The 13,724-nt window shown below is 53.6% G+C and carries 11 protein-coding genes and 1 tRNA gene; 10 read left to right on the forward strand and 2 right to left on the reverse strand.

What is annotated here, in order from left to right; all coding sequences use genetic code 11:
• The 4 genes from FBQ85_15815 to FBQ85_15830 all read left to right on the forward strand — a co-directional run.
• Window positions 1-688, forward strand: a 688-nt coding sequence (locus FBQ85_15815) for a metallophosphoesterase (GenBank protein MDL1876616.1), incomplete at its 5' end; no start/stop codon positions are given.
• 41 nt (window positions 689-729) lie between these two features.
• On the forward strand, window positions 730-1,266 hold the full coding sequence (locus FBQ85_15820) for a hypothetical protein (GenBank protein MDL1876617.1): 537 nt from the start codon (window positions 730-732) through the stop codon (window positions 1,264-1,266).
• Between the two features lie 32 nt (window positions 1,267-1,298).
• Window positions 1,299-1,883, forward strand: a complete 585-nt coding sequence (locus tag FBQ85_15825) for a gliding-motility protein MglA (protein MDL1876618.1) — start codon at window positions 1,299-1,301, stop codon at window positions 1,881-1,883.
• Between the two features lie 122 nt (window positions 1,884-2,005).
• Window positions 2,006-2,467 (forward strand): hypothetical protein, encoded by a 462-nt coding sequence (locus tag FBQ85_15830; protein MDL1876619.1) that lies wholly within the window; start codon window positions 2,006-2,008, stop codon window positions 2,465-2,467.
• A 108-nt stretch (window positions 2,468-2,575) separates the two neighbouring features.
• Here FBQ85_15830 and FBQ85_15835 read toward each other — a convergent pair whose 3' ends face one another.
• Both FBQ85_15835 and FBQ85_15840 read right to left on the reverse strand, forming a co-directional pair.
• On the reverse strand, window positions 2,576-3,955 hold the full coding sequence (locus FBQ85_15835; protein MDL1876620.1) for a hypothetical protein: 1,380 nt from the start codon (window positions 3,953-3,955) through the stop codon (window positions 2,576-2,578).
• A 250-nt stretch (window positions 3,956-4,205) separates the two neighbouring features.
• Entirely contained in the window at window positions 4,206-8,060 is a 3,855-nt protein-coding gene (locus FBQ85_15840) for a hypothetical protein (GenBank protein ID MDL1876621.1), read from the reverse strand.
• 540 nt (window positions 8,061-8,600) lie between these two features.
• Between FBQ85_15840 and FBQ85_15845 the strand changes: the two genes are divergently transcribed.
• From FBQ85_15845 to FBQ85_15870, 6 genes are all read left to right on the forward strand, one after another.
• Complete coding sequence (locus FBQ85_15845) at window positions 8,601-9,239, forward strand: hypothetical protein (protein MDL1876622.1); 639 nt, start codon at window positions 8,601-8,603, stop codon at window positions 9,237-9,239.
• Window positions 9,240-9,437: 198 nt separating this feature from the next.
• Window positions 9,438-9,519 (forward strand) — tRNA-Leu (locus FBQ85_15850).
• 66 nt (window positions 9,520-9,585) lie between these two features.
• Window positions 9,586-10,893, forward strand: coding sequence for a trigger factor (tig, locus tag FBQ85_15855; GenBank protein MDL1876623.1), 1,308 nt, complete (start codon window positions 9,586-9,588; stop codon window positions 10,891-10,893).
• 61 nt (window positions 10,894-10,954) lie between these two features.
• Complete coding sequence (clpP, locus tag FBQ85_15860) at window positions 10,955-11,554, forward strand: ATP-dependent Clp endopeptidase proteolytic subunit ClpP (GenBank protein ID MDL1876624.1); 600 nt, start codon at window positions 10,955-10,957, stop codon at window positions 11,552-11,554.
• Window positions 11,555-11,563: 9 nt separating this feature from the next.
• Window positions 11,564-12,811, forward strand: coding sequence for an ATP-dependent Clp protease ATP-binding subunit ClpX (gene clpX / locus FBQ85_15865; GenBank protein ID MDL1876625.1), 1,248 nt, complete (start codon window positions 11,564-11,566; stop codon window positions 12,809-12,811).
• 33 nt (window positions 12,812-12,844) lie between these two features.
• On the forward strand, window positions 12,845-13,724 hold an 880-nt coding region (locus tag FBQ85_15870; GenBank protein ID MDL1876626.1), incomplete at its 3' end, for an endopeptidase La.

Raw genomic sequence — 13,724 nt, forward strand, 5'->3', positions numbered from 1 at the left:
AGCGCTGGAGACTGTGCTGGCCGAGCTTAATAACCTACAGGTCGATGCGATTCTCTGCCTCGGTGATGTAGTGGGTTACGGCCCCGACCCGGACGAATGTGTCAAGCTTGTGCAGGCGCACACTACTGTTTGTTTGATGGGCAACCACGATGAAGCCAGCTTGGGCGACACGGATTTGAGTTTCTTCAACTATGTCGCGCGCGAAGCCATCGAATGGACCAGCGAACATTTGAACCCGGACTCGAAGCGCTTCTTGCGCCAACTGCCTTATACCTACGAGTTGGATAATCATTTGTTCGTGCATGCTTCGCCGCATGAACCGCACGAGTGGAACTATATTACATCCTGGGAAGGCGCGGAGCAAAGTTTTCAAGCCTTTCATCAACAAGCGTGTTTTGTGGGCCACTCGCATTCGCCGCTGGTGGTGGGGCGCAACGAGCATGGCGCGATGCAGTTGCACCAAAGTTATCCCATTTCGTTCGAGAACAATCATCGTTATCTCATCAATATCGGCAGCGTGGGGCAGCCGCGCGATTCCAATCCCGCAGCGGCGTTTGGCATTCTCGACACGGCAAAACAGGAATACACGCTGATGCGGGCAATGTACAATGTCGTCAAAACGCAGAAAAAAATCCGTGAAGCGGGTTTGCCGGGCTTCCTGGCTGACCGCCTGGCGGAAGGCAGATGACGGCAACCGACAGCCCGTGTGAAATGTAAGATCAAGCAAGGATGTTAAAGGATCAACCAAAGGACAGGAGCATGCAATTAGCCGAACGTACCTCAACGCCGTTCATGTTATCGACGGCAACCTTCAACAAAGTCAGCGAGGTTTTGCGCGAGCTGGTGGTGAGCACGCGCTCCGATTCCGCGCTGTTTTGCGATTTGAACGGCAACCCCATCACGCATCACGGTAAAAACACGGCGATCGATCTCGGCGGCTTTGCCGCGCTGACCGCAGGCAATTTCTCCGCGATGCGCGAAATGGCCAATGTCATCGGCGAAAAAGACGGCTTCAAATTCGTCTTTCAAGAGGGCGAGCGCCGCAACATTTACCTCTGCAACGTTGGCTTCAATTTTCTGCTGACCATTATTTTTGAAAAGACGGTTGCGCTTGGCCTGGTGCGCATTTTTGCCAACAAGGCCGTGGAAAACTTGAAACAAGTGCTGGCCAACGCGCAAGAAGCGGAAACCAAAACTTCCGAAGTTCTCGACGTTGAATTCGGCCTGTTGCTGGGCAAAGAATTGGACAAATCTTTCAATCTCTAATGCGCAAAGCCGCGGCAAATGATAGGAATGTTATGTTCGTCAATTGGGCGTTTCAAGAGATCAATCTCAAAATCGTGTACTACGGGCCGGGGCTGAGCGGCAAAACCACCAACCTTGAATACATCTATCACAAAATCGACCCTTCGTTGCGCGGCGAGCTGATCACGCTGAAAACGCGGGAAGAACGCACCCTCTATTTCGATTTTTTGCAGCTTGAAGTGGGCCGCATCAAGGGCATGAAACCCAAATTCAATCTCTATACCATTCCCGGCCAGGTGTATTACGCCTACAGCCGTAAAATTATTTTGCGCGGCGTCGATGGCATCGTGTTTGTCGCGGACTCCCAGCCCGATCGCATGACGGAGAATCTCGATTCGCTGATGGATCTCGAACAAAACCTAATTGAAGACGGTTTGACACTGGAAGAATTCCCCTGGGTCTTGCAATACAACAAGCGCGATTTGCCGCGCGCTTTGCCCACCGCGGAGTTGAACGCCAAACTCAACTTTCACAAAGTGCAGGCGATTGAGGCGGTGGCCTCAAAAGGGCATGGCGTGCTGGAGACGCTCAAGCTGGCCATTCAGGGCGTGGTAACTCATACACAAAAAGTCATCTGAACCGGCCTGCGAGTCAAAGATAATTTTTGAAATGAATTGCAGCTTTGTCAGAGTAAATGAAACACAGCGCTGCCAAGACGAGCGCTTGCGGATATCAAAGCAAAACCAGAAAAGAGTCTGCCATGAATTTTGATAACGATACAGTGCAAGTTGCGAAGACGAACGATCGCGACGGCGTTTCAGCAGCGCCCGGCGCGGCTGCCATCAAATCGCCGCAATTTTCCATCGAACAAAAAATGCAGAGCATTGTGGTGTTGGGGAATTACGAAGCAGCGCATTTGTTCAGTGAGGAGGGGCTGCCGATTGCGCAGGCGCTCAGTCCGACCGGCCAGCAGGTCGATCGTGACCGGATTGCCGAGCTGGCGATTATGTTTCAAGACGTCAGCCGCATGGCGTCGGTGATGGGCGGTATTTCACGCTTGCGCGAAGTGATGATTGAAGGCGACAATCACCGCAAGATCGTGTTTCGCTTTTTCAAAGCGTTCGAACAATCGGTGATACTCGCCGTCGTGGTGCCCCCGAGCAAAACCTACAAGCAGAAGACGAATGAGTTGGAAAAGTTGATCGTGGGGGAGTCGTTTTAGATGTATTGGAAATGGTCTTTGTCTGTGCATCGAATCAACTCTAAAGAGCCTGAAACACAAAAGCCCCGGCAAATACTTGCTGGGGCTTTTTATTATAAACACAAAGGCTTACTTGGCCACGCCCAAACCGGCAAAATAGGCTTTGAACGCCGAGGCTTCGATGGCAAACGTACCGTCGATATCCGTCAGGTTGATCGGCCGCCACCAACTGATGTCGTACAGCCAAACCGAGCTGTTCAACGTTTGCACGGTTGCTTCGGTATTTCCCCAGGGATTGCGCAGAATGATGTACTTGCGATCATTGCGATAAGCCCAGCCCAAAACCGTATAGCAATGCGAGGCCACAATGTTCGCGTCGCTGTAGACGACTTTCTTTTCCGAAGCCTCGCCGCTGGAATATGTCCACGCCGTCATGGGATTGAAGGTGCGATAGCTGAGCGAGTTGGCGCGCACGAGATTCCACAGCTCGTCGGCGGAGTAGCTCGGCGTGCCGTAGTAGAATCGTTTGCCGCCGGTGAGCTGAGCCGTCGCCCATACGCAATCGCCCCAGCCGGTGGCTGTGATGTCGGGATGATCGCCGCTGATGCCGGTTTTCAACTTGGCATAAGCTTTTTCATAAACCGCCGGCCAAATTTCACCCGTTTCACTTGAACGGCAATAAATAAAACCGCCCGAAGACGTACTCAACGGCACCGAGTCGGTCACTTCGATCTCTTTGTCCAACTGGCCGTTGCTGTCCGGCTTGTAGAAGCGAATCATGTTGGTGAATTGCTGCTGGGTCTGGCCAATCGCGCGGGTGAGATGCGTGATGCGATAAGGCATGGCCCACGCCACCGCGGAGAGCGCGGCAATGTAATAACAATTGGCGACTGCGCCTTGAATGGGATCGAAAAACTCGGCGGCTTCATTGAAAAAGCGTCCGGGGTCGCTCCAGGCGCCGTTCGGCGGCGTCCAGTCTTTGGATTGCCCAAGAGTTTTGGGATCGAACGCGATGGTTTCAACCAGGCCTTTGTTAAAGATGCGCGCCAAACGCTGCCAGCGTTCCCGCTCGGGCAGGCGCAGGAGAAGCTTCACGTAACGTTGCCCGGCAATTTCAGCGCGCTTCACGGGAATGCTGCCGATATCCTCGGTGTTGAAGCGCGGGCCGAGATCCGCCAGTGTTTTGAGATTGAGAACATCCAGGTCCGGCGGAGATTCGAGATCGTTGAAGTCGACTCTCACTTCGATATCCAGCAGCGGCGAGCGCACCGGCTCGATTTGCAGTTGCTCATTCAAACGCAAACCGATGTACAGCGGGCCTTCGTATTTGGGATCAAACAACTCCTCATACGGCGTTTGCAGAATATCCTCCAGCACACGCGGCGTATCCGGAATTTCCTTCCACGGAATTTTGCGTCCGGCAATCAGTTCTGCCAACGCATAAGGATTGATGACGGCAGAGTTTTGTGCGGCTTCGACGTTGGAAAGCGTCGCCTCTTTTCGTGCCATGGGATTCCTCCTGATCAATGATCAACATCTCATCCATTTTGTGCCTGCCCGGAAATGCAAACCGCCCGGGCAATTCGTCGTGAAGCGTGTACAAGCCGAATCGCCGCCAGAATGGTTCATTACAGATTGCCCGGGCGGTGGGCGGACACGATTGAATTGATTGAGGCCGCAGCGACGGCGTGCGGCGCAATCATAGAGATGCGATACTCTCCGAATATTCTTAAGAAATCTCCACAGCAACGAAAAATTATTACCACACCACCAGCTTTTGCACCGCCTGGAATTTTTGCCCGTCTGTTGAGGTTGCGTGCAAACGATAAAAATAAACTCCAGAGGCCACGCGCCGCCCGGCGTAATCATGCCCATCCCATGCGACGGCATGCGCACCGGCAACTTTTCTTTCATCAAGCAACGCGACGATGCGCCGGCCCAGTAAATCATAAACTTCGAGCACAACCTGAGCGCTGGCAGGCAGCTCGAAGCGGATCGCCGTAGTCGTACTTGCGGAAAGTCCGCCGGTATTAATGGCAAACGGATTGGGATAGCTTTGCTGCAACACGAACGCCGCGGGAGTTGCGTCGCTTTGCTTGCGTTCGCGCACCGCCACGGTTGGTTCACTGATTTTGATATCATCAACGAACCAGCCGGGCAAAGGCTGGGTGGCGATAGAATCGGTTTGAATGCGGAAACGCACGCGTACATCCGTGAATCCCGCGCCCGCGTACGCGGAGAGCGAGTATTTGCGCTCGCGCCATTGCGTTTGCGCGCTGCGAAATTGTTCACTCACGGCCGTCCACGTTGCGCCGCTGTCCGCGCTGACTTCCAACACGGCAAAATCCTCCTGATTCACAGAAAAATAATGCTGTTCCATAAAACTGATTTCCGCGCCGCTCATGTGTGAAAGATCAAGCGGTTGCATCAGCGTCAGCGAGGTGTTGGTATTCGGCGAATAGAGGCGTTGCGGATTGCTGTTCACGGAATACTTGCCGGAAACGCGCCGATTGCTCGCCAGGCCCCAGCCGCTGGAATCAATCTCCCAGGCCAGCAAACCGTTTTCAAAATCTTCTGCTCCGGTTACAAAACTCGGTTCGGCGCTAATCCCGCGATTGCGCGCAGCGGCAATGTCATAAGCGCTGACGAAATAATGTATCGTATCGCCCACGCTGAATCTCGAGCTAAAGCCGGCAACAAAGCGATTGGCGCCGTCTGCCGGCTTCATCTGCACGCTGTCGGCTTGCGCCCGGCTGCGATAGTGCAGCCATATCCGGCTCGTATCAACGCCAAGGTTGTCATTTGCCTCGACGGTGACGGTGAAAGGGCCATAGTTGCTGATTGAATTGGGAAGTTGGGTGAGTTGCTGAAACACCGGCGCTTTGCGGTCGGGCCTGGAATCGTAGGTATGTTTATCAATCGGCGCGGCAAAACCTTTTTCCGTACGCGCGAAAATGAAATACTCGACAGTTTCATTGTCCTGGGCCGGTATGCTGGCGCTGTAGTTGCCATTGCCCAAGTGTGTCATTGTCACCTGATTGAACGGCAGTGCGCCATCAGTATCCCAATAAAGGCTGACCTCAGCCAGCGGGCTAAGTTCCGAGATGATTTGCGCGGTGACCGCGCGGCTGCTGGTCAAGTTTTCTGTGTCTTGCAACGGCGTGTGCGACAGGCTGAAACCGTTCAGCCAATTCATCACGCGCCGCATGACGAGATCACGCGCAGGTTTTTGCACGATCGCCTCGTAACCGCCAAAGGCAAAATAGACGAGACGATACAGGCCTTCATATCGCAGCGCGCCGGAGAGATGATTGGGATAGTTGAAAATGCTAACCGCCGGGTCAAACACTCCGATTTCGCTGGGATATTGCGCTTCCGGCGGCAACCCCGGCTCGTAAATGTCAAAACTCAGGCCGTCGCTGATGGGATCGCCGTCCACGCCTGAAATGGAGGCGAACTCCGAGTTGTCGTTGTAATAGCGTGCATGCAAATAGTGTTCATAAAAAGCCAGCGAAGCCGCATTCGACGCAGATAACTGAAAGCCGTTCGGATCGCACAGATCCCAACCAATATCCTGTCCGGTGATAAAAAGATTGCCGCCAGTTTCAAGATAAAGCGTCAATTCCGCGCGGTCGGTAGAATCCAGGGTTTCAAAAAAAGAGGCTTCGCATTGCCAGATTAAGGTAGGATATCGCAGCATCGTTTCAAATGTGAGAGGCCCGCCGGTCAGGCGATTTTGAATATTAGCGGAAATGCCCAAGCTATCCAACACGGTTTCAAAATAAGCCTCTGCACGCGCGCCGTCATCGTCGTCCACCAACAACACCGAAGGGCTGAGGGCAAGATAAAAATCATAGCTCGTTTGATAGCTGCCTGCGGCGGTGAGATTCACGGTGAATTTGACGCGGTGGGGCAGGGCTTGCGGCGAAACGGCAATCGTAAATGGCGTTGCGGCGTTGCTGGCGATGCTGCGGTCGAGATCGCTGAGTCCGGGGAAATCGCCAAAACTCGCCAGGCCGTTCGTGACCTGCACCGCCCAATCGTCTGTGTGCAGCGTGAGCGCGACGTTTTGCGCATCTGCAAAGCGATTTTGCAGCGTGACGACGAGGTTGGCCGATTCTCCGGCATCCAGAAAGCCATTGCCATTGCCGCCCGGTGCTTCCGTGAAGGTGAAACCGATCATCACGATATTGGGTTTCGGGCTGACCGTTTCCGTCAACGCGCGAAAGGCATTGATCCGGCCGCCGCCGAGTTTACCGCGATAATCCGGATTCATGCCGTCAATGTTGTCAGCTGTGCCAACGATTTGATAGAGAATATCCAAACCGGACCAATCCGGATGAGCCGATTTGAGCAACGCTGCAACACCTGCGGCCAACGGCGCGGCCATGGAAGTGCCGGAATACGAATCATAGTCATCATCGAAAACCGTACTCAAAATGCCGGGCCGGCCGGCAGGTTGATCACCGCCTGGCGCCGCCACTTTCACCCAATCGCCATAAGTAGAGTAGGAAGCTTTGAAATCGCGCTCATCCAATGCCGCGACGGACAGTGCAAACGGCGAGATCGCTAAAGGATCGCCCAATTCATTATTGCCGTTTCCAGCAGAGACCGTCACCAACACGCCGCTTTCAAAGGCATATCGCGCCGCGTCCGCAATCATTTCGTCGCTGCCGGCGCTGAGATTGGCAATGTCAGCGCCATTATCCGCGGCATAAATAAAGCCCTGCGCCACCGCAACTAAATCGACAAATCCTAATCCGAGCGTGGAATGCCAACCCGCGCGGATCGGCATGATTTTGATATTCCATGAAACGGCAGCGACGCCGGCGTTATTGTCCGTACTCGCGCCGGCAAGGCCGGCAGTGTGTGTGCCGTGGCCGTTGAAGTCCATCGGGTCGTTGTCAGGATCGCTGCCATCTTCTCCGGGGAAGACGAATTCTGTATTATCGACAAAATCCCAGCCGCGAATATCATCAACGAAGCCGTTGCCGTCGTTGTCAAAGCCGTCAATGATTTCACCGGGATTGCGCCAAATATTGGCGGCAAGATCGGGATGATTCCAATCCGTACCCGTGTCAATGATGGCCACGACTACAGCAGAGTCGCCCTGCGCAAGATCCCATGCCTCCGGCGCTTTGATTTGCGGTAAATGTTGCTGTTCGCCGTAGCGCGTATCGTTCGGCGTGCTATGCACCGGAATCAAGTAGTAGGGCGTGGCATATTCCAATGCTGGATCACGTTTCAGTTGCGCGACCAAACGCGGGATATTGGCATCTTCCGGCACGGTCAGCACGAAAATGCGAGAGAGTCCGATGCCGGATTTTTCGGCAATTTGTTTGTTTTTGAAATGCGGGAACGCGGGCAGGGCGGAGAGAACGTTGTGCGTGCTGCGCAGAGCGTGCATCTCCGGGCTGTTTGCCGCATTCTTAATGGCCGGCTTGAATTTGACGATCACGCGGCCCGGAACAAATTTCAAGTTTGCTTGACTGTGCGACAAGTGCTGCGATTTTTGTGTGCCGGTGCCGGGTTTCATGCCGGCTGCAAGAACACTCAAAGCAACGATTCCGAGAAACGAAGCAACCAGCAGGCGAGGCGCGTAACCTTTGCTCATAAAAATCCCTTGTGGTTGGTCAGGTAAAAGGATGATTGGATTATCATTCAAACTAAAAAGCGGGCGCGGCACCCAACTCAAAAAACGTGCGGGAGGAAATCATAGGCGCTGAACGGCCTACACAAAATTTGGCAGGAGGTTTAGTTTATCGCCAGCGAAGTTCGCGCGCGCTGAGCATGCCTGAAATGTAACGCGACGCTAATATTCACAGATTTTTTCTGCGGCGCAACAGGTTTTTCTCTTTCAAATTAATTTAGCAGGATCACAATAGAACATCTTCTTCAAAACACATGAATATCTCTGGCAGTTGCATCATGATGGCGTTTCGTGCTGAGACGTTGTCCGGTTTGGCACATGATATTGTGCAATAAAGTACATGTTAGCGCGAACTGACAAGGACTTTAATTGCATGATTACTATTGACAAATTTCCACCGCATTTTGCCTTTTGTGATTGGCATGTCGGTTGCTCAAGCGAAGGGATGTAAATCCCCTTGACGTGAACAGGGCCGTTTCAACCGTCATTTTCATGGAGGTCACTATGAGCAACATCAAGCTAGTTCGTCTCGCGCTCATTGGCGCCGCACTCGTTCACCTGTATGTCTTTTCGCCGGCTTACGGCCAACAGCAACAAGATGAGACTTCCGCCGCTGCGATTGCCGTGAACGAAGTCAAGAAAGCCGAAAGCAAAACCTCCGGCAAAGCGAACGCCGAGACCAAGAAAGAAAAAGAGCTGCGCACGGAGCGTACTTCCGCCGCCAAACTTAATGCCGATAAGATTACCTCTTTTTTTGTGCGGGATAACGACAGTAACCGCATTCAACTCTCAATGCTGGTTGCCTACAAGGCCGAATTGGCGCTATCCGTGCGCGCGATTGTCGGGCAACGCGTGACGCCGCTGGTGTTTTCCATCTCGACCTTGCCGAATCGCATCGTGAGCTTTGACCCCGCGCAGTTGCGCTTTGAGCAGAAAGGCCGCATCTGGAAACCGGAAACGGGCAAGAACAGTGCGGACGTGATGGCGTTGGAAGAAAATGGTGCATTCGGCGGCAAAATTGCCGACGGCGAAATTCATCAAGGCGTCATTTTGCTGCCGGCCTGGTTCGATCCGCAAGCGCCGATCACCCTGCGTTACGGCGATTTTCACTATCTCGCCAAGTTTGCGCTCTTGGAAAAGTAAACTCCTCCCTCCTTATGAAGCGCTTCTTCAGACCATGCCGCGCCAGTAGCGGGCGGGCTGTGAGCAGATAAAATGCTCTGCGTCAGAAGAAGAAAATATAGATAATCCCCTCGCCGGCGGGTCGCCCTCGCAGTCGAGGGGATTTTTGTTTTGCATTTCGCTTGCTGATTAGCTATATTTTTGCCGCGTTAGAAAAATGCCAGAGTGGTGAAAATGGCAGACACGCCAGATTTAGGATCTGGTGCCGAAAGGCGTATGGGTTCGACTCCCTTCTCTGGCACTTTCAAACCCCAAAATCAAGGTGATTGCGGGGTATTTTTAACTGCGGACACATTGATGTGAGGAGTTGGCTTTGGACGTACAAATATCGACCGGCGAGAAGTGGAAGCGCCACATTGAAATCAATCTCACCTCGAGTGAATTCGATCCACACGTACAAAAAAATCTGCGTACCTTTCAAAAACAGGCACGCCTCGACGGCTTCCGCCGCGGCAAAGTGCCGATGGGCATGGTGCAACGCTTGTTTGGCGACGAGGCGAAGCGCAAGGCCATCGAGGATATCATTCCCGATCTGCTGACGGAGGTCAGCAAGCAGCATCGGCTCAATACCGTCGGCCCCGCACAAGTCGACGAAATCAAATTTGATGAGCAGGCCGGTCTCAAACTGCGCGCCACCGTTGAAGTTCAGCCGGAAGTCGAGCTAAAAAATTACAGCGGCTTCCTGCTCGACAAAGTCGTTTATGACATTACCGATGACGATATTTCCGAGGCCTTGGAACGCTTACGCGAACAGAACAGTTGGTTGGAAAGCGTTGAAACCGGCGCGCAACCCGGGCATATCGTGACGGCGGACGTGCAGGTGGTTGACGCTCTCGGCGTGCCGTTAATCGGCCGCCATCACAAAGACCAGCGTTTCCGCGTGGCGCCGGCAGGCGAGTCCACGGATGATTTCACGCCGCAGCTTGTTGGCGTCAAACCCGAAGAATCGCGCCGCGTCAAAAGCGTAAGCGAAGATGCCGAAGGCAAACCGCATGAGCATTTCTATCGCGTCGACGTCAAGGAAGTTTCGGAAGTCAAACTTCCCGAACTGGACGATGAATTGGCGCGCACCGTCGGAAATTTCGAAACGCTGGACGAATTGCGGCAGGCGATCGCGAACGACATCCGCGCGCAAGCCGAGCAACGCAGCCGCGATGATTTGCATGATGCCCTGGTCGAAGAAATTCTCAAGAACAACCCGCTCGAGCTGCCGGAGAGCATGCTGGAGGCTTACACTAACGCCTATTTTGAGAATCTCAAATCAACCTTCAAGGACGTGAAAGGCATCAAGGACGAGGATTTGCGCGAAGAGGCGCACAAGCGCACGATTCGCTTCTTGAAATGGCGGTATATCCGCGAACATATCGCGGAAATCGAACACCTGATCGTTAGTGAAGAGGAGATGCGCAATTATCTCACCGCCCTCGCGTCTGCGCGCAACGAAGAGCCGCAACGCCTCCTCAATCAGACCATGAACGATGAAAAGAAACGCGAAGATTTGCGCGACCGGCTGGAGAATGAAAAAGTTCTGGCATTCCTGGAAACCAAAATGCGCATCGAGCCGCGCAAGGTGCCATACAAAGATCGGAATAAGTCGAAAATCATAACCGCATAACAGCATCACCCAAGGATTTGGCTGTTTGACGGCCAACCATCATTTCACGAAAGGACAAGCTATGGGACTCGTACCAATTGTTGTCGAACAAACCGGCCGCGGCGAACGCGCCTTTGATATTTTTTCACGCCTGCTCAAAGAACGTATCGTTTTTCTCGGCACCGCGGTAGATGATGCGGTTGCGAGTTTGACGATTGCGCAATTACTCTTTTTGGAAGCGGAAGATCCGGATAAAGATATCTTCATCTATCTCAACAGCCCGGGCGGCAGCGTGTCAGCCGGGTTGGCGATTTATGACACGATGCAATACATCAAACCGGCGGTGAACACCATTTGCATGGGCCTGGCAGCCAGCATGGGCGCGGTTTTGTTGGCAGCCGGCGCGAAAGGCAAACGCTTTGCGCTGCCGCATGCGCGCATTATGATTCATCAGCCCTGGGGCGGTTTTCAGGGACAGGCGGCGGATATCGAAATTCAAGCGAAGGAAATCTTGAAGATTCGCGAGCGCATCAATCAGATTCTTGCCGATCACACCGGCCAGGAACTCTCGCGTATTGAAAAAGATTCAGACCGCGATTTTTTCATGTCGGCGGAAGAGGCCGCGAAATATGGCCTCATCGACGAGATCATGACGCGCAAGGGCATCGTTAAGAAGAAATAGGCGACTCTCATGGCAGACTTCAGTAAACGCGACCGTTTGTTCATTTGCTCGTTCTGCGGCAAGAACTCCAATCAGGTCGATTGTATCGTCACCGGACCGGATGTTTACATCTGTAACGAATGCGTGCGCAATGCCAGCGAAATCATTCGCGATGACATGCAGCGCCGCTCTGTGCCGTTTTATGGCCGTATTCCCACGCCGGAAGAGATCAAGCGCGAATTGGACGACTATGTCATCGGGCAAGATCGCGCCAAGATGTCGCTGGCAGTGGCGGTTTACAATCACTACAAACGCATCGAAACGCCCTCCAGCATCGAAGATGTTGAACTCGAAAAGAGTAATATTTTGCTGGTGGGCCCCACCGGCACCGGCAAAACGTTGCTGGCGCAGACGCTCGCGCGGTTTTTGCAAGTGCCGTTTACCATCGCGGACGCCACCACGTTGACTGAAGCGGGTTATGTCGGCGAGGATGTCGAAAACATCCTCGTCCGGCTGTTGCAAGCCGCGGACTATGATCTCGAACGTGCGGAAAAGGGGATTGTCTACATCGATGAGATCGACAAAATCTCGCGCAAAGACGGCAATCCCAGCATCACCCGCGATGTGTCCGGCGAGGGTGTGCAGCAGGGCTTGTTGAAGCTGTTGGAAGGCACGGTGGCGGCGGTGCCGCCCAAGGGCGGGCGCAAGCATCCTGAACAGAATCTCATCAACATCAACACGCGCAACATTCTTTTTATTTGCGGTGGCGCGTTCGAGAGTCTTGAAAAGATCATTTCGCGCCGCATTGGCAAGAAAGAAATCGGTTTCGGCTCGGATCCCAAAAGCCAGGTCGAGCGCTCGATCGGCGAGATCTTTGCGAAAGTCGAGCCGGAAGATTTGTTGAAGTTCGGCTTGATTCCGGAGTTGATCGGCCGTCTGCCCGTAATCACCGCGCTCAGCGAACTGAACGAGGCGGCGTTGATGGACATTCTGCTCAAACCCAAGAATGCGTTGACCAAGCAATATCGCCGCTTGCTGCACATGGACGGCGTCGAACTTGAATTTGAAGAGGGGGCGTTGCGTGCCATCGTGCAGCGCGCGATGAAACGCGGCACCGGTGCGCGCGGCCTGCGCTCGGTAATGGAAGAAACAATGTTGGACGTCATGTACAAAATTCCTGGCATGCCCGAAGTCAAAACGTGTACGGTGACCAAGGAAACGGTCACCGAGGGCAAGACGCCGCTTTACACGTATGAGAAAATGAAAAAACGGGCTTGAGGGAAAATTTACTGGGATTATTCAAAGTTGACCATGCATAAAGCCTCCCGCGACAGCATTCCTGCTGACGCCTATCATCGTTTGCCCGTTCTCCCGCTCAAGGAAGTTGTGTTTTTTCCTCACATGCTTTTTCCGTTGCTGGTCGGACGCGAATCGTCTTTGCGCGCCGTGCAAGAGGCCATGTTGCTGAATAAATTGATTTTTGTGACGGCGCAAAAAGATGTGACGCAAGAAGAGCCGGGCAAGGATGATCTTTATCGCATCGGCGTGGTTGCGCGCATTTTGCAATTGCTGCGCCTGCCAAACGGCCTGGTGAAAGTGCTGGCGGAAGGCGTGGCAAGAGCGCGCATCAGCCGCTTCCTGCAAGCGGAGGAACATCTCGAAGTGCGCGTCGAGCTGCTCGACGATGCCAGCGAAGAAGATGTGGCTACGCGCGCTGCCATGCGCCGGGTTGCCAGCGCCTTTCGCGATTACGTGCGTTTGCATCGTGCGTTGCCGGAAGAAATCTTGTTCGGCCTCGAAGGCCTGGAAGGGCCGCAACATTTGGCGGATTTCGTGGCGGCCCATGTGCAGCGGGAAACCAAAATCAAACAACACATTTTGGAATTGCCCAACGCCTACGAAGCGCTCACCTATCTGGCAGAACTGCTCGAGCATGAAAAAGACATTCTTGACGCCGAACGCGATCTCGACGATAAAGTTCGCGGCCGCATTCAGCGCACGCAGCGCAACTATTGGTTGCAAGAGCAAATGCGCGCGATTCAGGAAGAATTGGGCGATGAATTCGACGCTGACAATGACATTGCCGGGCTGCGCGAAAAGGTCAAAAAATGCGGCATGCCGAAGGAGGCGGAGGAGAAGGCTTACGAAGAGCTTGATCGGCTGCGCAATACGGCGCCGCTCTCACCGGAAG

This window comes from Cytophagia bacterium CHB2, assembly GCA_030263535.1.
In the GTDB taxonomy this organism is placed as follows: Bacteria; Zhuqueibacterota; Zhuqueibacteria; order Zhuqueibacterales; family Zhuqueibacteraceae; genus Coneutiohabitans.

Bases quoted from the DNA above. Each gene is read 5' to 3' on its own strand.
- FBQ85_15820 (MDL1876617.1), top strand. From the start codon at position 730: ATGTTAAAGGATCAACCAAAGGACAGGAGCATGCAATTAGCCGAACGT.
- FBQ85_15825 (MDL1876618.1), top strand. From the start codon at position 1,299: ATGTTCGTCAATTGGGCGTTTCAAGAGATCAATCTCAAAATCGTGTAC.
- FBQ85_15830 (MDL1876619.1), top strand. From the start codon at position 2,006: ATGAATTTTGATAACGATACAGTGCAAGTTGCGAAGACGAACGATCGC.
- FBQ85_15835 (MDL1876620.1), bottom strand. From the start codon at position 3,955: ATGGCACGAAAAGAGGCGACGCTTTCCAACGTCGAAGCCGCACAAAAC.
- FBQ85_15840 (MDL1876621.1), bottom strand. From the start codon at position 8,060: ATGAGCAAAGGTTACGCGCCTCGCCTGCTGGTTGCTTCGTTTCTCGGA.
- FBQ85_15845 (MDL1876622.1), top strand. From the start codon at position 8,601: ATGAGCAACATCAAGCTAGTTCGTCTCGCGCTCATTGGCGCCGCACTC.
- clpP (MDL1876624.1), top strand. From the start codon at position 10,955: ATGGGACTCGTACCAATTGTTGTCGAACAAACCGGCCGCGGCGAACGC.
- clpX (MDL1876625.1), top strand. From the start codon at position 11,564: ATGGCAGACTTCAGTAAACGCGACCGTTTGTTCATTTGCTCGTTCTGC.